Here is a 21,073-nt window from a genome sequence, read left to right as displayed (position 1 = left end):
GCTTCATCCTCCTTAACCTTTGATTTCTTCAAATGTGTTGACGTTCTTGTGTGTACCAAATGTCTGGAAGACGTGCTTTTGATAAAGTGGATACACGGTTTGACGAGCAAGTTCATTGATAATCACACTGTTTCGGTAAGCGCCAAGCCCTAAATCCGGAGCTCCGACCCCATGTGTATGAAGCTCAGCATTTTGCACAAAAATATCATTTTCACCCATTGTATTAGTTTTCAAGCGATATTCACGTTCGACCTGGAACCGTCCTTGATCGTCCCATTGAATGTGATGAGAAATTGGGTTGATAAACGGCGGCAGTACCGATTGATAGCCAGTCGCCAGCACAACAATATCGGTCTCATGGGTAAAGGTGTCCTCTTTGACCCATTGCATGCATGAAAGGGACAAGCCGTCCGCTGTTTCCTCAATCAAGTTGACCTCTGTCATCGCTTGAAGCACTGTGTTCAACTGCTCTCCGCAGGCAGAACGTTCATAAAGCAAATGGTAAATATCACGGATCATTGCAGAGCTGATGCCTTTATACAGCAAGTCTTGCTGCTTTAACAAAGCATCCTTTTTTGTTTGCGGAAGCTCATAAAAGAAATCAATATAATCTGGAGAGAAATATTCAAGACCAAGGTTTGAATATTCCATTGGAAAAAATCCTTTAGAGCGTGTGAACCAGTGAATATCCTTTGCCTCATCATCTGATAAAATATCATAAAACACTTCTGCCGCACTTTGGCCAGAGCCGATAACTGTCACAGATTTCCCTTTGAAACAGCCTTCTTTCTTTCGTTTTAAATAGTCAGCAGAGTGAAAAACTTTCTCTCCTAAAGCTGGCTGGAGCGATGCTGGTATCGCCGGCTGTGTACCAATTCCTAAGACGAGATGCTTACTTTCAAACACCTCTACCGTTTGGTCTTTCACATGACGAACATGCACTTCATATCGCTTTTCTCCTGCTTTCTCAATCAATGAGACAGATTCGACGTTCATGCCAAATCGGCAAGAGTCTAACTGATCTGCGACCCAGCGGCAATAATGACTATATTCCTTGCGCGGGATATGAAAATCCTCTAGAAAGTAAAATGAATACAAACGGTTTTGCTCCTGCAAATAGTTAAGAAAGCTATATTTGCTTTTCACATCTGCCATGCTGACAAGGTCCGCTAAAAAGGGGACTTGCAGTGTCGTCCCTTCAATGAGCATACCTGGGTGCCAATGAAAGGCTTCACTTCTTTCAAAAAACAAAGCGTCGATTTCATTTACCTCTTCAGATAATGCGGCAAGTCCCAGGTTAAACGGACCAATGCCGATTCCAATTACATCCACTACATTATTTTGCTTGTTGAACCGCGTCATGGTTATACTTCCTTTCGAATCGTTCTCGATCACAAAACATCAAAAGACCTGTTTTATCGGGTAAATTGACTGGTTTTACACGTTCAAATCCGCATTTTTCAAATACATGGATCATTTTTTCATTGCGAATATCCGGCTCAGCGACGATTTTTTCTGTTCGTTTGTTCTGCTCAAATTGAAAGGCTGTCATTGCCTGAAGCAGCGGGGCCGCAAATCCTTTTCCCACATAATCTGGCTCCCCTATTAATAGATGGATTCCTTGATCATGCGGAGAAGGCTGATAGTAGGATTCAATAATGTCACCTTTGACGTTGTATGCCTCAAAATAACTCATTGGCGTCCCATCAATTGTTCCTAAATAAAGGGTTTGATGTGGATCATGAATCGCCTGATAAAAATGCTTTTCAAAAGCAGGAAACGGAATATTCAAATGCCAAAATGGGTGAACATACTCTTCTTGCATCCACTTGTGGACAAGACGGACATCCCTTTCATATTCAGCGCGAATAAACCTAATACGATGCCTCATCCAATCAGCGCCTCCTTATGTAAAAAGAGCGGATTCAAGACAGCTGTGTAACGAGACTGTGTTTCCAGAGATCCTGTCAGCTCATCCATATCTTCAAACCGTGTCAGCAAATTCGCTTTTGAAGGCAGTTCCTTTGAGCGGAGAAGGCTGTTTGTCAGTTCAGATGCCCCGTATGTTTCCTCATGAGCGAGCAATGTGTCTCTCACGAGTGCCAGCAAGTCTTCTTCCTTTGCCAGTCCTTCTGTGCCAAAGCCGTTAATGAGACCAAATAAATGATTAAAGAAGAAATAATAACGCAGTCTCTCAACGGCTACATCATCTGCACAAATGGTTTCACTTCTCACGCTCAAGTTTTGGACAAGGTTTGCGAGTTTATCCTTTTTCGATTCACTATAATAGTAGCCTTGGTTGTCACGATAATAGAAGGTGTCCGGGTAACCAGCCTTCATTTGCACAACAGCATTTTGCTGATGGGCTTCCAGTGCAAGACCATATGTTTCAAACAGCCAGAGCATCGGTTCTAACGAAATGGTTAAATATTGCTTAAACCAATCTTGGCTCACAGCATCTGTTGATCGGCCTTCTGCGTCTGCAAGGTCATGAATGATCCCTGCTAATCGCGATTTTCCACCATACGCATGATCCTGACATAATCCAGCAATTAAGCTTGCCCCTTTTTCACGATGCAAAAATGGATTTTGACGAATGACTACTTCAAAGCCAGATTCCGCCTCTTCTCCTTGAATGGATAAATAGGCAGGATCTTCAATGACCCGGAATCCAGAGAATTTATCGTATAAAGAAATGCCTAATTCTGTTTTTAAAATGCGAGACATCTCAACTCCGCGATCCAGTTCCTTTTGTTTATTGACACGTAAGGAGTTTGTAATTTTCACAGGAACAGAGAATTTGAGCATGTAAGCAGAATCTTTTTGATAGACAGTTCTAAAGGATGAGGTCGCTGTGTATTCAGACCCCAGCGGTCCTAAATAAGTCAGTTTCCCTTCCTCTATATAACGCTGGACGAACGCTTTCTCCATGACCACTTTGACTTGCAGCGGGTGAATCGGAATGAGCACATATTCTCCGTTTTCTGTTAACGTATTCAGTCTCTCTGTTTCTTCTGGTACCTGGCGCAAGAGCTCTTCTAACATGAGGCTTGCCGCAGACTGTGCAATAGACGAATCCTGAAGCACAATCGAATGGTGCGCTTTAAAGTAATGAAGCTGGAAAGCCCCTTTCAGCTCAGGAGAATAGACCGATTCTTCCTCCTCCGTCATCCCTTGTCTGCTTTTTGGAGTGGGATGCGTTAAATGTCCAAGAAGAAGTGACTGCTCAGCCTCGATATACTCAAAATCGGCCTCGGAAAGAGCTGCTCGATCACTTTCTCGCTCCTTTAAGAATCGTTCAATATTTCGGCAGCTTAAAATGATGCGAAGCATGAATTCATCCTCTGCATCTGTGCGGCCATATTCAATGAGAAGCTCCTTTGAACATAGAGCAACAAGTGTCGTGTAATCGGCGATTGCGCCCTCTTGTTCACTGCCTTGCGGACGGAAGCGAATCGGAAAATCAAAGAGATGGCGGCCAACAGATGAAACATATCGGATCGGAATCACAAGCTCTAGATTTTGCTTTGCTAGTTTTGCGATGAATACAAGCGAGCCATCTGCTCTCGTCTCTTTTTTTGCAGATCGATCGATTCCTGTTTCACGTAAAAAACAGTTTAAAAAGCTTTGCATAGTTGCATTTTCAGCCATTTGTTTATATTGACTCAACGTAGTACCCTCCCGGATTGAATATGAGCGATCCCGATATCAACGATGTCAGAAAGGATTTCCTCAATATGTGTGATTGTCGTTCTCGGATTTAACAAAGTGAATTTTAAGCATGTTCGGCCATCAACCACTGTTTTCGCAATGACAGCAGTTCCCGTTTTGAACAATGTCCGATGAATGATTTTATTGATGTCATCTGTTCGGTGCTCATCCTTAAATCGGAACACAATCGCATTGATTTCTGGCTCAGGATTGATTACTTCAAGGTGATCATTTCTCTCAATAAGCGCGGCCACATCCTTCGCAAAATGAATGGTATGGTCAATGATGTCACCAAATCCTTCTTCTCCAATTAGACGAAGAGAGAGAAGTAACTTCAGAGCATCAAACCGGCGCGTCGTTTGGATAGATTTATTGACGAGATGTAGAATACCATCTAGTTCATCTTCCTTTGGATTAAGATAATCTGCATGATAATCGATCAAACCAAAATGTCTTTTATCCTTCAGCAAAAATGCCCCGCAGGAAATCGGCTGATAAAATTGCTTATGAAAGTCGATCGTGATTGAATCAGCAAGCTCCATACCGGCTAATTTACTTCGGTAGGTTTTGCTTAATACAAGTGCTCCGCCGTAGGCAGCATCTGCGTGAATCCACAGACCGTCTGGTTTGACGATGTCATACACATCTCGAACCGGGTCAATACTTCCAAAATCAGTTGTCCCGCAAGTCGCTACTACCGCAAAAGGAAGCAGGTTCTGATCCTTTAATTCAACCATCTTCTTCTTCAAATCATTGAGGTCCATTCGGTGATGCTCATCCGTCTCGACCAGTACAACAGCCTGCTCCCCTAAACCGAGCTGGGATGCAGATTTTTTCACCGTAAAATGAGCATTTTTAGAGCAAAGAATTCTCATGCGGTGAGCTTCACTTGGTAAGCCTTTCTGCTGAACATTCCACTGCCATGTGTTTTCACAAAAGGCATCTCTCGCCAGAAGCAGCCCCATATAGTTAGATTGGGTTCCACCGCTTGTAAATGTCCCATTTGCTAAGCCGCCATAAGAAAACTTTGCACATAGCCACTTGAGGATTTCCTCCTCAACCAAAGAAGCAATACCGCTTTGATCAAAGGAATCCATTGATTGGTTAAAGGAACTCACTATCACCTCTGCGGCAAGTGCAGGAATGAGCGGAGGACAATGCAGATGTGCCAAGCATTTAGGATGCGATACATCAATCAAATGCGGCAAAAGATGTTCTTTTATATCTTGAAAGACAGATTCAATTGATTCTCCAGACGGTTGAAATCGGAATAACGATTCGACACTAGCCGCTAATTTCCCAGGCAATATTCCGCTGTATGGTCCTGTGTCTTTTTGCCACTGCTCCAGTAAGCTGTCGATAGATGTATGAAGAGCCGCTTGGAAGGACTCTCTTCCAAGCTGGCTTTGATTCATAAATAATGAATCTACAGAAGCTTTAGTTGATTGCATCGTACACGGCCTCTTTAAAAATAGCGATGACTTTTTCAAGCTGTTCTTCTGTCATAATGAGTGGCGGCAGGAAACGAATCACACTTCCGAAACGGCCTCCTGTCTCCACAATTAAGCCTTTATCGAAGCAATTCTTTTGAATAAGACTGGCCAGCTCTGGATTCGCTGGATAGCTTCCGTCCACATCCTGTTTCTCATTTGGATTGACTACTTCAACGCCAATCATTAAACCTCTTCCTCGAACATCACCGAGAGCAGGTACTTGTTTTTGGATGTCTTTAAGGTGAGCCTGCATACGATTTCCTAACTGTTCTACATGATCAAGCAGGTTGGTTTCTTTTATAAATTTAAGCGTAGCGGTTCCTGCAGCCATCGCCATTTGATTCCCTCTAAATGTCCCGATGTGTGCACCTGGATTCCATTGATCTAAATCTTTATCATAAATCACAACTGAAAGCGGCAGGCTTCCACCAATGGCTTTTGACAGCACAATGACGTCAGGTACAATTCCTGCATGTTCAAAGGCAAACATCTTACCTGTTCGGCCGATGCCTGATTGAACCTCATCAATAATGAGCGGAATCCCTTTTTCTTTTGTGATTCTTCTCATTTCCTTCATCCATTCAATAGATGCTGGAATGGAGCCTCCCTCGCCCTGCACTGCTTCAAAGATCATACCTGCTGGCGGAAGAATACCACTTTCAGGATCATTTAATACGCGCTCAATATACGAACTTGAAATGCGGTGCGAATCCTTCCCTCCAATTCCAAATGGGCAGCGATATTCATATGGGTAAGGCATAAAATGAACATCAGGTATTAACCCTTGCACTCTTTCCTTTGGAGATAAATTCCCGCTTAATGACATCGTGCCATGTGTCGCACCGTGATACGCACCGTGGAATGAAAGAATAGAACGATTACCTGTCGCTGTCTTGACTAATTTAATAGCTGCTTCTATGGCGTCACCACCAGTTGGCCCACAAAATTGAATTTTGGCTCTTTTTGCAAACTCTTCTGGCAAGTGAGAAAAAATTTCATTCACAAATTCTTCTTTAATTTCTGAGGTTATGTCCAGCGTATGCAACGGTCTTTTTTCATGAAGCATACGTTCAATAGCTTCTATAACAACTGGATGATTGTGACCAAGTGCAAGTGTTCCTGCGCCTGCCAGGCAGTCATAAAACTCTCTGCCATCCGCATCTGTCACGATCATACCCTCGGCTTTTTGCATGGCTAATGGGAACCGTCTCGGGTAAGACCTTGCATTAGATTCTCTTTGACTTTGCTGCTCTAAAAATTGCTGATTTTTAGAAACGGTTTTGATGGACATAATAAAACACTCCTCCAATTGATAAAGATTATCATTTTCATTTACTAGCCTAGAGGATGTGAGATATGAAAGTCAATTGTATTCAAAAAGATGATTCGAAAAGCATATGAATGCTATATTCTCTTTTTAGCGAGTATTTTCGTGTAATTTTTACAAACCTCTACTGCCATAAGGAGATCAAACGGATGAGACGGAATGATGTAGAAAAAAATTACAAATCATTCTTCCTGGTTCTTTTGTTCTACTCATGACGAAGCTCTTATTTTATACAGGACACTGGATGAAAGTGATGTAGAAAAAGAAAGAAATAAACGCCTTTCTATATTGATATAAATGGTTATAATGGTATAATTTCTCTGAAACAAAAGGGAATGGAGAGGGATCTGATGATTTTAACGAAGCACGATCTTCACCACTACTTGGCACAGGATAAGAAAGCATTAGCCATTAAGCGCAAAAGACCTAAGTGGTTTGGGGATGATATATGGAAATATCAAAGGATTTTACGAAAATATGAATACTTTTCTAATAGCGGCGCTACACTTCGCAAATGGTTTTATCGCTATTTACATAAAAAGAAAGGCATGCAGCTTGGCTTTGATATTCCGATTGGTGTCTTCGGCCCTGGCCTTAGAATCAATCATACGGGTCTCTTAATTGTGAACAAGCATGCAAAAATTGGGGCATTTTGTGATATTCATCAAGGGGTGAATATTGGTCAGAACCATTATGAAAAGGATGTGCCAACCATTGGGGATCATGTATGGATTGGCCCTGGTGCTAAGCTGTTTGGGGACATCTATATTGCAAATCATATTTCAATCGGAGCAAATGCTGTGGTAAACCGTTCTTTTCACGAGGAGAAGATTGTTATTGCAGGTGTGCCTGCGCAAAAGGTAAAAGAAAAAAGCCCTTCTTCATGAAGGACTCACCTGATAAAAAAGAATGATACCGATCAAAACAGAGATGAGCAGCATGAGATAAAACAAGATCGTTAAAATGAGAATTGTCCAGCCAAGTCCCTTCCTCTCTGTCTTGATCAAATAAATACCGAGAACGATGGTACTAAATAGGACACCTAAAATGGCCCACAGCCATTTGTCTTTATCATGCTTTGGCGCATCAAACCATAAATAAATGGCAACAGCAAGTGAAACGAATAACCCCGTAATTCTCACGTTCAAACTCCTCCTTATGTAAATTACATGTTCTCTATTATGCTTTTTAGCCCCCCTTCTTCTTCAGTTTATTCAAACATTCGATCCTTTTGTCCTAAAATGATTCATCATTGTTAAGTAGCATGTCGCGGGAGGCTTTTCCATTCCTCTCTCAGCATCCCATAGCGCATCGAATCATAATATTCTCCTTGATAGTAACGAACCTTTCTCAGTCTCCCCTCAAGGACAAATCCGCATTTCTCTGCGCACCGCATCATCCGTGCATTTCCCGACCATGTGGTAAGACCAATTCGAGGGATATCAATATGGGCAAATAACTCATCAGTCCATAGACTTAACGCCTTTGTCCCAACGCCACCGCTCCAAAAGCGCGAGTCATAAATGAGAATGCCGCATTCAAGCCACCGTGTACGTTCATTCTCCCAATAATATGACACGGTGCCTTTGATTTCGCCGTCTATTTCAATGCCATATAGCTTTGGCGGAATGGATGTATCCTGTAAGTATCGTTTTTTAAATGCAGCAAGCGGGATTTCGTGTTCATAAAAATATGGAGCATTCCACTTTCGATAGGACTGATCTGGTGCTTTGAATTTTAAATGCCATACCAGCTCTAAATCGGCTTCGTTTAATGCTTGTATGCTCACATGCTCTTCCTTTTCCCTTTTCATCTGTTCACGTTCCTTTACTTTGTCGTTCTTTTTGCTAGATGACGGTACTCGATAGGCGTCATGCCTTCGTTTTGCCGAAACAGTTTAGAAAAATAAGTAGGGTCGTCAATGCCTACGTGATCAGCAATAGCTGCGATTTTATCATTCGTTGAGGCAAGCATGCTTTTGGCTTTTTCGACCTTGAGACGATTGATGTATTGGTTTGGCGTCAGTCCATATACAGTCTGCATGCACCTTGTCATGTAATCAGGATGATAATGCAGCTTCTCTGCAAGCTCCTCCATTTGCAGTTTCTTCATAAAGTGACGCTCAAGATAATGAACCACTTCTGAGGCGACATTCTCCTTTGCACTTGGAATATGAAATGCTTCTTTTTGTAAATGAATGAGCATTTCCTCAAACTGAAGCTGTTTTTTCAGCGGCAGTTCAGACGCGTCATCATTTAGTGCCCGCATTGCTGAAAGATGTTTTTCGAACACATTTCTTCCTTTCACTTTTCCTATACGAGGCAGGCTAAATTCATATGTTGCCGGCTTTTCAAAGGTGGCTTGATTTTGTTTCATATCAAACCAGTGTTCTCTCAGCCGATTCGTCAACTCAAATGGATCAATTGAAAAATGCAGCCACTCATAGTGAGTTTCTTCTTCGCATGGCAGGTGTCCCCCATGAGACAAGCCAGGTGAGAGAATGATATATTCTCCTTCTTTTACGTGATGAGCCTCTCTGTCTTCTGTGATCCATAGTTCCCCCTTTGTGACATAAAGAAGATCAAACACAGTGAAGGTTCTAGAGATATGTCTTTCTCCTTGATGAAATACACCTTTGCCTGAAGCAATATAAACCGGGAACGGCGGTACAGTAAATGTAATAAATCGATTCATATTCATCCCCTTATGAAGTCGGATTTCTCCAATAAGTTTCGGTTTCATCTCTTCTTATTATAGTCGATGCAAGGTACACTATAAATCGGATTTATACGAAAGGAGGTTTATTGATGAAACCTCAATCACTGCCAATTCAAAAGATTCAAGCTAGGGGGAAGAAAACCCATCCTTCATTATTTGCATTAACTTGGCCTATTTTTATTGAAATCTCTTTATATATGCTCATGGGAAGCGCGGATACCCTCATGCTCAGCCAATATTCCGATAATAGTGTTGCCGCAGTTGGTGTAAGCAACCAGCTCCTGAATTTATTGATTGTCATGTTCAGTTTCATTACAACTGGAACGACGATTGTGATTGCGCAGCTTTTAGGAGCAAGCCGCAGACAGGAAGCGACTCAAGTCGCCTATGTCTCACTAGGAACCAACTTCTTGATTAGCTTTGTCATTAGTCTTCTCATGTTTGTATTAGCTGTTCCCATTTTACATCTGATGGGCCTATCAAGTAAGCTCATGCCGGATGCGGCGGTATTTTTACAAATTGTCGGACTGCTTTCTTTTATTCAAGCGCTCATTATGACGTATAGTGCTATTTTAAAAAGCTACGGATATACAAGAGATACGATGTATGTCACCATCGGAATGAACTTGCTAAATGTTGCCGGTAACTATCTGGTCATTTTCGGTCCGTTTGGCTTCCCCGTATTAGGTGTGATGGGGGTCGCTTTTTCTACCTCACTTGCTCGGTTGATCGGATTAATGGCAATGATCCTCATTGTACGCCGCCGAATTGGATTACGCTTTTCACTGAAGAAGATGTTTCACATACAGCGGACACATTTAAAAAAGCTTCTGAAAATCGGGATTCCTTCTGCTGGAGAGCAGCTTTCTTATAACGGCTCTCAAATGATCATTACACTGTTTATTACGTTTATGGGGACGCAGGCATTAGCAGCAAAGGTCTATACTCAAAATTTAATGATGTTCATTATGCTGTTTGGTGCAGCCATTAGCCAAGGGACACAAATTTTAATCGGGCGCCATATTGGGGCGAAAGAATTCGATGCTGCCTATCACAGATGCATGAAAAGCTTATACTGGGCCATTGGCATCTCCCTTCTTTCTTCCACTGCTTTATCTTTATCATCGACGCATTTGCTTGCTTTCTTTACTAGCAACAGCGAGATTATCCAAATTGCCGCCACACTCCTCCTATTGACAATTATTTTGGAACCTGGCCGTTCTTTTAATATGGTCATTATTAATTCCTTGCGGGCTGCTGGTGACGCGAAGTTTCCAGTGTATATGGCGATGATTTCAATGTGGGGCATTGGGCTTCCGATCGCCTACTTGTTAGGCATTCAGCTTGAGATGGGTCTCATTGGGGTTTGGATTTCTTTTATCGTGGATGAATGGGTAAGAGGCATCTTTATGTATAGGCGGTGGCGTTCAAGGGTATGGACAGAGTATCGCTTTTCTTCCACATAAAAAGGACTGCGGGTGCAGTCCTTTTTTACGTAATATCTTCTAAAATAAGTGCTTTTTCCTGATTTGAAATAAATAATCGCTGTGTAAACACGCGGTATTCATTTTCTCTTGTTTTATCTAAAATGGCTTTATAAAAGTGAGCAGCTGCTTTCACTGATATACGTGAATAAAGCGGGAATTCATGAAGATGGTCAAAAAACTCCTCGTAGTATGCCTCTGCCTCAAAAGCAATGTACTCCCATACGTGCTGAAATGCTTGATTGACAATGCCTTCTTGCAATTCTTGCTCTGTATATCCGAATTGATCCATGACTTGCTTTGGCAAATAAATGCGGTCTCTTTCAGCCTTATCCTCGCCGATGTCACGAAGGATGTTGGTCAGCTGCAAGCCAATCCCTAATGAAATGGCTGCTTCTTTCAGCTGTTCTTTTTTACGCGGTGCAATAATGGGAAGCAGCATAAGCCCAACGGTACTAGCCACATGGTAGGAATAGATGAGCAGTTCATCTAACGTTTCATACCGGTGCTGCTCTAAATCCATCTCTTGACCTTGGAGCAAGTCACGGAACGGGGCTTCATCCATACGAAACTCTTGAAATGTATGTTCTAGCGCCACCCACATCGGATCATTCCGATCTACCTCACCATGTAAAAATCGATCAAACGTCTCTCGAAAGGAGGCAAGCTCCTCTTTTGGTGAGGGGGACTCATCTACAATATCATCTGCTCTCCGGCAAAAGGAATACACAGCCCAGACGGCCTGTCTTTTCTTTTTAGGCAGCATGGAAAAGGCACGGTAAAACGTTTTGGAATGGGTTTGAATGGTCTCCTCACACAATTTCAATGCTGTTTGTACATCAACCACTTAGTTTCACTTCCTTTCTGTCATTCAAATCTTTTAACAGCACAGAAGCCATCAGCTTCGCACTTTGCATCACGATCGGCACCCCGCCGCCAGGATGGATGGAAGCACCTACCTCATAAAGATTGCCCGTCTCAGCTACCTTCACTTGCGGGCGGAAGACACCTGATTGAAACAAGTTAGGCGCAAGTCCAAAGCTGCCGCCTTCAAACAATCCTTCTCGCAAGGAATCATTTGGTGTTCTGATTTTTTTCCAGACAATCGACTCTCGCAATCTTGGAAAGCCTCTTTTCTCAAGACGATCGGCCATTTTCTCTACAAAATCCGTCTCCTCTTCCCAGTTGATATGATCTCCTGAGGGAACGGGAATCAGCATATATAAAACACTACAGCCTTCCGGGGCAAGAGATGGATCAATAATCGATGGATTAAACGTATAAAACGACGGATCTTGAGCGATCGTCTTCGTTTGAAAAACCTCTTTCATATGCTGATCAAAGTGTTCGCCCATAAAAAATTGGTGAACAGGCGCATCATGGTACATCTTGTTTAACCCTAGATACACCATCACACAGCCAGAAGACGGCACGTATTTACGCCGATCTTGTTCGTCTAAACCAAGCTGTTTTAACGCAGCTGGATAATCTCCGTTGATCACAAATGCGCCACGCGCTTTCCCTCAAACTCTAGCTCCGTGACTTCTTCATTTTTTCTTATATGCACACCCATTTTTATGAGCTGCCTCTCTAGTATATCTACTAAGCTCGCATAGCCGCCTTTTAAATAGTAGATTCCATGTGCGTGCTCACTATATGAAACGAGCGAATAAATAGCAGATGCTTCATACGGGTTCCCTCCGACATAGAGGGTTTGCAGTGCGTATGCATCTCGCAGGCGTTCGTCTGAGAAATACTTTTTCAGAGCACTTTGAACCGTTCGATACGCCTTTAATTTCATTAAAATCTTCATGTTTGCTTTTGTAAAAAATGTACGTTTTTCATGAAATGATTTCTCTAGAAAGGCTTGCTGCCCTTCTTGAAAACGGTCTGTCATTTCTTCCATAAACCTTAGAAATCCTTGATCTTCCTTTGGAAATACACGTCTGATTTCCTCTAGCTGACGAAATGCATCAGAGTACTTCGTGTAGAAGGTTCCATCTTGATATTGAATCGTATACAGCGGATCAAGCTGCAAAAGATCAAGAGATGCTTCGTCCATTCCAACCTCATGTAAAATACCTTTTAACATATCAGGAAGTAGGACAATGGTCGGACCTTCATCTACTTTATATCCTTTCTCACGTACAAAAGCAAGTCTTCCGCCAAGTCGCTCATTTTTTTCGACAAGCGTGACATCATGTCCAGCTTTTTTTAAATAAAGTGCTGAGATCATCCCGCCAATCCCGCCACCTGCAATCAATATATGTTTTTTCATGAGGCGCTCCCCTTTTCTTGGTGCGGCAATGTTTTGTGCGTATGTTTCTCTTTTGAATGAATCGCATTTGTCGTGATACGTGCTGATTCTAAAATGGTCGGCAGCCCGCTTCCTGGGTGCGTCCCTCCTCCTACGAGCCAGCAATGGTCCAATTCATCAAATTCAATTGTGCGGCCTTAGGACCATCATCTGCGTCAGCTGGTGGCCAAGGTTAAATGTAGCTCCTTCGTATACGTAAAGGTCTTCCTCCCATTGCTTCGGTGTGATCATCCCTTCGACTTCTATATGCTGTCTCACATTCTTAAAACCGGTTTTTCGTTCAAGTGTGTCCAGCACAAGTTCTCTAAATTCATCTTGATGCGCTTCCCAGTCAATACCGCTTTGATTGTTGGCAACAGGTGCCAGCACATAAAGAGCTGACTTTCCTTTTGGCGCAAGCGAGTCATCTGTGACACTTGCATTTTGAATATAAATAGAAGGATCATCTGGCAGATCATACGTTTTCGTTATGCCTTTAACAAATTGAGCATAATCATCGGAAAATACGATGGTATGATGCGGCTCCTCATACATGGTATCTAATCCTAAATAAAGCATAAAGGTGGAGCATGAGAATTTTTTCTTTTTTAATTTTTTCTCGCTATATTTCTTTAAAAGTCCTGGCTCTACAAGCTTTGTCATCACATGTGCAAAGTCTCCATTTTGCGCTTTGTATCGTTCATAAATCGTAAATACCCTTCGCCCTCACCAGGTGCAAAGGCTTCTAACCGTCTATACATTTCATCACGATCTCGAATCATATCTAGCTGATCGTCTTGAAAAATCAATCTATACATTTCTTTTAATTCGATCACATCAATATAGTCATAAAGATTTTTACCAGCAAAGGTGAACAGCTCCTCTGCAATATGAATCATGCTGAGAAAGGTAGGACCCGTATCTAACGTGAAATCACCGAGTTGAAACTTAGAGTTACGTCCGCCAACAAAGGGCTGTTTTTCGTATACCTGAACATCATGTCCTTTGCTTTGAAGCATCATAGCTACCGCAAGTCCCCCTGGTCCTGCTCCGATCACAATGATTTTCATTATCCTTTTTCCTCCAAATTAATTCACTTTAAGTTAATTATACAAATTAGAAAGATTAGATCAACTTTTGATGTGCTCTATTCGTCTCTTGTTATGTATTAAAAAAAGCCGGCTTCCCTTCAACAAATGTAAGAAAGCCGACCCTTTATTACGCTTCTATATCAATTCGATACGTTTCAAACCAATGATGAATCTGCGCCAGATGAGCGATTAACTGCGGGCCCTTCATGAGCTGGCCATACCAAGGCACTTGAAAGGAGGCTCCTTCCGTTTCAATCAGCTGGTTTAATTGATGTGCATCTAGAAATTCGTGAAGGACAGAATCCTTTTGCGCAAGGCAATCTGTTAACATCTCTTTCACAGCCTGAGTATAGGCTGGATGATGTGTTTTCGGATAAGGACTCTTCTTGCGATAAAGCACTTCATTCGGTAAAATTCCCTCTAATGCTTTTCGTAAAACCCCTTTTTCACGATTTCCATGCATTTTCATTTCCCAAGGAATATTCCACACATATTCGACAAGGCGATGGTCTGCAAATGGCACACGTACCTCAAGACTCGCCCCCATACTCATTCGGTCTTTTCGATCTAGCAGCGTTGTCATAAACCAGACCATATTTAAGTAAAAAAGTTCTCTTCGGGCTTTATCCACTCCAGTTTCTCCATCTAAAAGAGGCGTTTCAGCCACGGTTTCTTCATATTTGCTTTGTGCATATTCTCTTAGTGACAGCTTCTTTTGCCACGAATCTTGTAAGAGCTGCGTTCTGGCTTCCGTCGATCTCATCCAAGGAAAACCATTCGTTTCATTTGCCGCATGGAACCAAGGATAACCTCCAAAAATTTCATCCGCACATTCACCTGACAAACCGACAACAAAGTCCTTTTTAATTTCTCGGCAGAACCAAAGCAAAGAAGAATCAATATCTGCCATACCCGGTAAGTCTCGGACCTCAACCGCTTCCTTCAAATAAGCAGCCAGCTCCTTTTGTCCAATGACGCAGCTGTGATGATTCGTTTGAAACGCCTTGGTCATGCGGTCAATCCATGGACCGTCAGCATTCGGCTGGAATTGACTTGCTTCAAAGAATTGATCATTTCCTTCGTAGTCAACCGAATACGTATGAAGCGGTGCTTTCCCTATTTTCTCAAAGTGCTTAGCGGCAATGGCGGTAATGGCACTCGAATCGACGCCACCCGATAAAAATGTACAAACAGGCACATCAGAAACGAGCTGTCTTGTGACGGCATCTGTAAAGAGATGCTTGACGTGCTGGGCGGTGTCATCAAGTGAGTCCGTATGCGTCTTGCTTTTGACATTCCAGTATCTCCACACACGCAGTCCGTCTTTTGAAAAAGTCAAAGCATGAGCAGGTCTCAGCTCTTTTACCCCTTTAAACACTCCTTGCCCTGGTGTTCTAGACGGTCCTAAACCAAAGATCTCCGATAATCCTTCATGATCGACTTTTGCTTTCATATCAGGGTGAGCAAGTAGCGCTTTGATTTCCGAACCAAATAAAAAGGAATGATGACGTTCTGTATAGAAAAATGGCTTGACGCCGAGCCGGTCTCTCCCTGCAAATAATAATTCACGCTCACTATCCCAGATCACAAATGCAAAAATACCATTAAAATGGGACACACACTCTTCCTTCCATTCTGTGTAGGCGTGAAGAAGAACCTCTGTATCAGAATGTCCAAGAAAGCGATGGCCCCTTTTTAACAATTCTTTTCTTATATCTTCTGTGTTATAGAGCTCTCCATTGTATACAACGGTATAAGCATGGTTTTGATGTGTATATGTCATCGGCTGTTTTCCGCCTTCTACATCTACAACCGCTAACCTTTTATGCCCAAATAGAACGTGCTCACTTTTCCACGTATTTGTATCGTCTGGCCCTCTTTTAGATAATGTATCTGTCATTTGATTGATTACATGATCCTGTTGGATGAGCTGCTTTTTAAAGTCTGCCCAGCCTGTTATTCCACACATCATCATCAGCTCCCATCCGTTTTTCCTCAAGTGTTCTCATTCAGCCTTTCTTAGTTTATGCATCGTCTCCTTGATAGTTGATTTGTCCTTTTTTTCTCGGGCGTATAGGACAAGCATGATTTGGTAAGAAAAGAAAGAGGAAAGGAGCTTTTGCAAATGGAAAAACGAATGAAGCAGCTTGAACGCTGCAGTCGAAGATGGTGCAGCGGGTATTTACTGATTGAAAACGGGCATTGCTTGATTGAAGATGAAGAAGGAGACATCATGCTGCCAGAAAGTCTTCAAAGCACGATGATCTGTTTGAAGGAAAATGGCAGGTGGACCAAAGGGGAACTGCTCGGATCCATGATACTTCATGAAAGTGGGCAGCTAGTAGAAGTACAAGGCGGTGAAGTGATTCAATATACGGCATCACTTGCGAAAGGATGGCTTGACCTACTGATGTTCGTTCCTGAAAACGTTTTTTTTGAAATCATTGCACAGGTAGAGCAGCTTGGTTTTTCCGTCTACGATTGTGTTTTCTCCTCCTTTCATTCTTTTCAACGAGTTTCTTTCTTTCAGTTTTCGACAGATTCACAATCACTTGCCCTTCAATGTCACCATGACTCCGCCGCAGGTCAAATTCGTTTTGAATGGACCACTTCTGACGGTTACCGGTCGGTTTCGCAATTTGATGGCATATAAAAAGGACACTGCTTCGTATAAGCAATGCCCTTTTTATGTTAAAAGATATGGAAACCGATCGGCAGACGTAAACCGAGAAGAATGGTCACAATCGCGAACACGATAAAACCAATCAATACACCAGTCACCGATTTTCCTTTTTTCTTGCGTACAAGAACCATTTCCATGAAGCCGATCACAAAGATACCGAGAATCATTTTACCGATATACTCGCCACCGAAACCTGGAATTTTCATTCCTGTGCGAACATACAGCTCTACGCCTGTTGCGATAATGATCAAGTACAATAGTCTGACAATCATGTGCACAATTTTAGCACCTTTGTCATTTTTACCTGCTAGAGCAAAGGCAACGAAGAATAAAATAATCCCTAGCACCCATGCTGTAATATGTAAATGCGTTCCCATCTGTTATTTCCCCCTTTATCAGAACAATTACCTTCTCATCGTACCACGAAATAAGTCGAACACAAAGCGACAATCCTGTGTCATCGCACTCTTTATTTGACGCGATTCGATAGCGTTCCAATAGGCTCAATCGTGATGTCAATTCGATCCCCTGAAGCTAAGAACTTAGGCGGTTCAAAGCCTTTGCCAACCCCAGAAGGTGTTCCCGTTGCAATGATGTCACCAGCTTCTAGTGTCATCCCTTTTGAAAGAGTAGAAACAATATTCTCGATGGAGAAAATCATTAATTCTGTACTGGCAGACTGACGAACCTCTCCGTTTACCTTTGTTTCCACATGGAGCGCACCATGATCCTCGACCACTGACTTATGCACAATATAAGGTCCTATCGGGCAGGTTGTATCTAAGCTTTTACCTATGAAAAATTGTTTGTGTTTTTTCTGCAAATCTCTTGCCGTTACGTCATTTAAAATGGTGTAACCGAATAGATAATCACGGACCTCTTCAGGTGCAATATTCTTCCCTGATTTGCCCATCACGATCGCAAGCTCCCCTTCATAGTCCAGCTCACTGGTCACATCTTCATGAAGGAGAATATCCGCTTCATGTCCAACGACTGAAGTAGGTGCCTTTGTAAAGATCATCACATCTTTAGGAATATCCGCTGCACTTCCCATCTCCATGACATGATCTTGATAATTCTTTCCAACACACATGATGTTTTTAGCTGGCTTTGGAATCGGCGCATGGAGTTTCACTTCCGAAAGCGGATATACATAAGAACCGCGGTCTTCTTCTTTTTTCTCAGCCCAGTCAAGGAGCTGTTTGACATGCTCAACAAACTTGTCCCCCATATGAATACATTCAGCTAAAGAGTTTGGCAGTGTCTCAAGCTCAAATAATTTGGCTTCTGCCTTTTTGACGTCCATGACCCATTCATCATCAATCACTACCCCAATAAACATTCTGCTATGTATCTCACCTGTAAAAAACTTCATGTCTTCCCCTCACAATCTTCATTTCGCTAAGTGATGATGTCTCATTTTATTTCTCTATGAAATAAAAAAAACCCTTTTTTATCATACTCTCTTTTAAAAAGGGTTTCAAAAAAGATGATCTGATGTTTAGCGGTAGCGGCGATACTCCCACATGTTCCCTTGGTCCCATTTGCGATCAACATTTCCTCTGCTGTGGGAATGATGCTTTTTCTTTCCACATCTTTTGCAAGAGCGGCTGCGTTTATGGTGATGAGAACGTTTAGATCGATGGCAGCTTCTATGGTGATGAGATCGTTTAGATCGATGGCTGCGATGTGACTTGCGGCAGCTTTTCTTATGATGGGATCTGTGTTTGCTGCGGCATGATTTTTTCGGTTCACTCTTTTTACTTCTGCAAGATTTCTTGCTTTTGCACGACTTTTTACTTTTGCATGGTTTCTCACTTTTCACGCTTTTCTTTGAACAGCGACTTTTTTTCGAACGATAGCTCTTGTAGCTTTTTTTACTGCGGTGTGATTTACGGCATCCGCCTCCACCAAAGAACCAATGACGGCGTTTTGAATGGCGAGAACGTGCTGACTTGTGCGATCGTCTCGATTCTGGTTCACGATCTAAGTGATGATCACGTCCTTCACTTCGAAGTGAATCCACTGCATGTTCAATATGTGAATGATCAAATGTGCTCACGAACGATTCCCCTCCCAGTCTATACTTTGACAAAACAAACAGATCAAGCTGTTTATCTTCTCTGCTTTATGTTACGAGACTTGGTAGACAAGTGTTCTTGGCGGATGCCCCTTTCTTTTAAAACTCCATGAATACCTAACAAGCGGGTACAGGACATTCCTTCACTTTCATATCGTAAAGAAGAGCATAGGAGGCTGATGAACGCATGACCACAGAACCTTTAAAGCAAATAGATATTTGGATTCATCCAAAGGACTTGATTGAATTAAGAAAAGACATATGGAACGATGAACCTGTTGAGGCCATTTTGAAAACCGGCCAGACCAAATCACACATTTATGCTTCATACCGCGGGTCTCACATTAGAAAGCTGAAAAAAAAGTCCTATCAAATTGAATATCGAAAGCCAAAGCAAAGACAAGGCGAATCTATCTTTCATTTAAATGCAGAATACAATGACCCCTCGTTTATCCGAAACAGACTGTCCTTTTATTTCTTCGAGCAGATAGGGGTGCTAAGCCCTGCTGCTTCTCATGTGTTTCTCACTATAAACGGAAGAAAAGAAGGCATTTATTTAAAAATAGAATCTGTTGATGAGCACTTTTTTCAGAAAAGGCAGCTTTCAGGAGGCGGCATTTATTATGCAGTCGATGACGATGCCAACTTCTCCCTTTTGAGTTCGTTTGATAAAAAGCCCAAAAAACACCTCCTCCTCGGGTACGAGAAAAAAACGGGGACTTCTCAACACGATCAGCAGCTGAGTGAATTTATTTACTTTCTCAACACAGCAAAAGATGACATATTTGCAGAAAAAATTGAGCAATACCTAGATGTAACACAGTATTTCCGCTGGCTCATTGGTGTAGTGTGCACACAAAACTTTGATGGCTTTGTCCATAACTACGCTCTTTATGTGAATGAACAAGGAAAATTTCAAGTACTTCCTTGGGATTATGATGCGACATGGGGCCGTGACATTCATGGAGAAGAAATGGCATTTGATTATATTCCAGTAAACGGCTTTAATACTTTAACTGCTAGGTTACTAGATATCCCTTCTTTTAAGAGATCCTATTACACGCTTTTTCAGCATGTACTCGATACACATTTTTTAGAAGACCGGCTTTGTCCAATCATCGAGAAATGGCATGCCTCTATCGAGAACCGAATTGGAGATGATCCTTATACAAGAGATCGAAAAGACATCCTACAATCAGAACGAGAGGTCATCCGGCAGTATATCAACAAAAGACGACGTTATTTACAGGCTGAAATAAGAAAAGAGATATATGGCAAGTAAGGACGCTTTCGAATTTTGTCACTTTATTACTCATATTGACGAAACAGCTTTTTTTATAGAAAAATAGGGTATACTAACCATATCCTTCTATTATATAAAAAATGTGAGAGTTGGCGTCCGTTATGATCAATTATGAAATTGAACAAAAAAGATTACATTTAATTGAGACAGCAAAAAAATTCGGGATGAATGCCGAAGAAACCATCAGGTGCAGTCAAGAGCTTGATACACTCTTAAATAAAGGCATCAAATACACCTCGAATGAATGCTCTAAAAAAGGGTAAACCATACACCTAATTCCTCTCATCAAAAGCTTTCAAAAAGACAATCACACATTAAAAGACCCATCATAAGCTATGGTGAAACGCCCAAAAACAAAGTGCCTTATTTTTATAAAGGATGTGCACCGCTATGCCGGCTATTGTTGGAGCCTTTAAAGTAAATGCCGTCGGAACGAGCGGAGTCGTTCATGTTGGAGACTGCATCACCATTTCTCCAAATAGTCAGGTTAAAACGTTTGCTGGCGCAGGCAGTTTTAACACTGGTGATCAATTGCGCATTAGCAACTATAAAAGTGTGACAAATACGTACGACAGTGATGTCATTGATCAACCGCTTGTTGGTAACTTGTAAGGAGTGAGAATCCGTTGAACTTCTATATTAATCAAGCGATACAAATTAATTATTTGCGTGTAGAGTCTGTAAGTAACTCCTCTGTGCTGCAAATTGGGAGCGCTGGTTCAATTAAAGCTCTTTCTAATCTGTATAACACGGGCAGCTACGTAGAAGCAGCACCTGCCGCAGCAGGCACACAAGGAATTGAAGAATCCCAAGGCGCAAGCACAACACCTTTTGTACCGCTTCAGTCACCAACAACTTAAGTTCATCTGCAATCCCCGGAGGTGTAT

General features: G+C 42.0%; 20 protein-coding genes and 2 pseudogenes. 7 read left to right on the top strand and 15 right to left on the bottom strand.

Annotation, left to right across the window (positions count from 1 at the left end):
- Nucleotides 1–12: 12 nt before the first annotated feature.
- Genes MHH26_RS03275 through MHH26_RS03255 form a run of 5 tightly spaced genes read right to left on the bottom strand, consistent with a single transcriptional unit; the run spans nucleotide 13 to nucleotide 6,495 of the window.
- On the bottom strand, nucleotides 13–1,362 hold the full coding sequence (locus MHH26_RS03275) for a lysine N(6)-hydroxylase/L-ornithine N(5)-oxygenase family protein (protein WP_340972323.1): 1,350 nt from the start codon (nucleotides 1,360–1,362) through the stop codon (nucleotides 13–15).
- Entirely contained in the window at nucleotides 1,337–1,891 is a 555-nt protein-coding gene (locus MHH26_RS03270; RefSeq protein ID WP_034663394.1) for a GNAT family N-acetyltransferase, read from the bottom strand. Before MHH26_RS03270 ends, MHH26_RS03275 begins: the two co-directional genes overlap by 26 nt.
- On the bottom strand, nucleotides 1,888–3,669 hold the full coding sequence (locus MHH26_RS03265) for an IucA/IucC family protein (RefSeq protein WP_340972320.1): 1,782 nt from the start codon (nucleotides 3,667–3,669) through the stop codon (nucleotides 1,888–1,890). Before MHH26_RS03265 ends, MHH26_RS03270 begins: the two co-directional genes overlap by 4 nt.
- Nucleotides 3,666–5,162: a pyridoxal phosphate-dependent decarboxylase family protein gene (locus tag MHH26_RS03260; RefSeq protein WP_340972317.1), complete on the bottom strand. Its 1,497-nt coding sequence runs from the start codon at nucleotides 5,160–5,162 to the stop codon at nucleotides 3,666–3,668. Before MHH26_RS03260 ends, MHH26_RS03265 begins: the two co-directional genes overlap by 4 nt.
- Nucleotides 5,149–6,495, bottom strand: coding sequence for an aspartate aminotransferase family protein (locus tag MHH26_RS03255; protein ID WP_034663402.1), 1,347 nt, complete (start codon nucleotides 6,493–6,495; stop codon nucleotides 5,149–5,151). The genes MHH26_RS03260 and MHH26_RS03255 overlap by 14 nt, the downstream gene beginning before the upstream one ends.
- Nucleotides 6,496–6,881: 386 nt before the next feature.
- Here MHH26_RS03255 and MHH26_RS03250 point away from each other — a divergent pair, with 386 nt between their 5' ends.
- Nucleotides 6,882–7,418 (top strand): serine O-acetyltransferase, encoded by a 537-nt coding sequence (locus tag MHH26_RS03250; protein ID WP_340972313.1) that lies wholly within the window; start codon nucleotides 6,882–6,884, stop codon nucleotides 7,416–7,418.
- On the opposite strand, the gene MHH26_RS03245 is transcribed toward MHH26_RS03250, so the two are convergent.
- The 3 genes from MHH26_RS03245 to MHH26_RS03235 all read right to left on the bottom strand — a co-directional run bounded on the left by MHH26_RS03245 (nucleotide 7,413) and on the right by MHH26_RS03235 (nucleotide 9,225).
- The gene (locus MHH26_RS03245; RefSeq protein ID WP_081311424.1) at nucleotides 7,413–7,673 is read right to left on the bottom strand and encodes a hypothetical protein; all 261 of its coding nucleotides are present in this window, start codon (nucleotides 7,671–7,673) and stop codon (nucleotides 7,413–7,415) included. The two genes, MHH26_RS03250 and MHH26_RS03245, sit on opposite strands and share 6 nt — an antisense overlap.
- A gap of 113 nt (nucleotides 7,674–7,786) precedes the next feature.
- On the bottom strand, nucleotides 7,787–8,344 hold the full coding sequence (locus MHH26_RS03240) for a GNAT family N-acetyltransferase (protein ID WP_340972311.1): 558 nt from the start codon (nucleotides 8,342–8,344) through the stop codon (nucleotides 7,787–7,789).
- Between the two features lie 14 nt (nucleotides 8,345–8,358).
- The gene (locus MHH26_RS03235) at nucleotides 8,359–9,225 is read right to left on the bottom strand and encodes an AraC family transcriptional regulator (RefSeq protein WP_060595967.1); all 867 of its coding nucleotides are present in this window, start codon (nucleotides 9,223–9,225) and stop codon (nucleotides 8,359–8,361) included.
- 113 nt (nucleotides 9,226–9,338) lie between these two features.
- On the opposite strand from MHH26_RS03235, the gene MHH26_RS03230 reads away from it, so the two are divergent.
- The gene (locus MHH26_RS03230) at nucleotides 9,339–10,715 is read left to right on the top strand and encodes an MATE family efflux transporter (protein WP_340972308.1); all 1,377 of its coding nucleotides are present in this window, start codon (nucleotides 9,339–9,341) and stop codon (nucleotides 10,713–10,715) included.
- Nucleotides 10,716–10,740: 25 nt separating this feature from the next.
- Here MHH26_RS03230 and MHH26_RS03225 read toward each other — a convergent pair whose 3' ends face one another.
- The 4 genes and pseudogenes from MHH26_RS03225 to asnB form a co-directional block, all read right to left on the bottom strand.
- Nucleotides 10,741–11,580: a phytoene/squalene synthase family protein gene (locus MHH26_RS03225; RefSeq protein WP_106041529.1), complete on the bottom strand. Its 840-nt coding sequence runs from the start codon at nucleotides 11,578–11,580 to the stop codon at nucleotides 10,741–10,743.
- Nucleotides 11,573–13,011: pseudogene (locus tag MHH26_RS03220) on the bottom strand (phytoene desaturase family protein). Before MHH26_RS03220 ends, MHH26_RS03225 begins: the two are co-directional and overlap by 8 nt.
- A pseudogene (locus MHH26_RS03215) lies at nucleotides 13,008–14,099 on the bottom strand (phytoene desaturase family protein). Before MHH26_RS03215 ends, MHH26_RS03220 begins: the two co-directional pseudogenes overlap by 4 nt.
- A 148-nt stretch (nucleotides 14,100–14,247) precedes the next feature.
- A complete protein-coding gene (gene asnB, locus MHH26_RS03210; protein ID WP_307499431.1) occupies nucleotides 14,248–16,089 on the bottom strand; it encodes an asparagine synthase (glutamine-hydrolyzing) in 1,842 nt (613 codons plus the stop codon).
- A 156-nt stretch (nucleotides 16,090–16,245) separates the two neighbouring features.
- Between asnB and MHH26_RS03205 the strand changes: the two genes are divergently transcribed.
- Complete coding sequence (locus MHH26_RS03205; protein WP_106039541.1) at nucleotides 16,246–16,773, top strand: DUF2777 family protein; 528 nt, start codon at nucleotides 16,246–16,248, stop codon at nucleotides 16,771–16,773.
- 38 nt (nucleotides 16,774–16,811) lie between these two features.
- Here MHH26_RS03205 and MHH26_RS03200 read toward each other — a convergent pair whose 3' ends face one another.
- From MHH26_RS03200 to cotG, 3 genes are all read right to left on the bottom strand, one after another.
- A complete protein-coding gene (locus MHH26_RS03200) occupies nucleotides 16,812–17,180 on the bottom strand; it encodes a YisL family protein (RefSeq protein ID WP_334748569.1) in 369 nt (122 codons plus the stop codon).
- A 92-nt stretch (nucleotides 17,181–17,272) separates the two neighbouring features.
- Entirely contained in the window at nucleotides 17,273–18,178 is a 906-nt protein-coding gene (locus tag MHH26_RS03195; RefSeq protein ID WP_106041523.1) for a fumarylacetoacetate hydrolase family protein, read from the bottom strand.
- Nucleotides 18,179–18,304: 126 nt separating this feature from the next.
- Nucleotides 18,305–18,865 (bottom strand): spore coat protein CotG, encoded by a 561-nt coding sequence (gene cotG / locus MHH26_RS19220; protein ID WP_400559102.1) that lies wholly within the window; start codon nucleotides 18,863–18,865, stop codon nucleotides 18,305–18,307.
- Nucleotides 18,866–19,070: 205 nt separating this feature from the next.
- On the opposite strand from cotG, the gene MHH26_RS03185 reads away from it, so the two are divergent.
- The 4 genes from MHH26_RS03185 (at nucleotide 19,071) to MHH26_RS03170 (ending at nucleotide 21,046) form a co-directional block, all read left to right on the top strand.
- On the top strand, nucleotides 19,071–20,165 hold the full coding sequence (locus MHH26_RS03185) for a CotH kinase family protein (RefSeq protein WP_340972302.1): 1,095 nt from the start codon (nucleotides 19,071–19,073) through the stop codon (nucleotides 20,163–20,165).
- A 122-nt stretch (nucleotides 20,166–20,287) separates the two neighbouring features.
- Complete coding sequence (locus tag MHH26_RS03180; RefSeq protein ID WP_012009503.1) at nucleotides 20,288–20,449, top strand: aspartyl-phosphate phosphatase Spo0E family protein; 162 nt, start codon at nucleotides 20,288–20,290, stop codon at nucleotides 20,447–20,449.
- 127 nt (nucleotides 20,450–20,576) lie between these two features.
- On the top strand, nucleotides 20,577–20,798 hold the full coding sequence (locus MHH26_RS03175; RefSeq protein ID WP_003211745.1) for a spore germination protein: 222 nt from the start codon (nucleotides 20,577–20,579) through the stop codon (nucleotides 20,796–20,798).
- 14 nt (nucleotides 20,799–20,812) lie between these two features.
- Nucleotides 20,813–21,046, top strand: a complete 234-nt coding sequence (locus MHH26_RS03170) for a spore germination protein GerPB (protein WP_034663458.1) — start codon at nucleotides 20,813–20,815, stop codon at nucleotides 21,044–21,046.
- Nucleotides 21,047–21,073: the final 27 nt, after the last annotated feature.

This window comes from Bacillus sp. FSL K6-2839, from assembly GCF_038003365.1.
Lineage (GTDB): Bacteria > Bacillota > Bacilli > Bacillales > Bacillaceae > Bacillus.
Note: the sequence above shows the minus strand (reverse complement) of the source record. Positions and strands in the feature narration are given on the sequence as shown.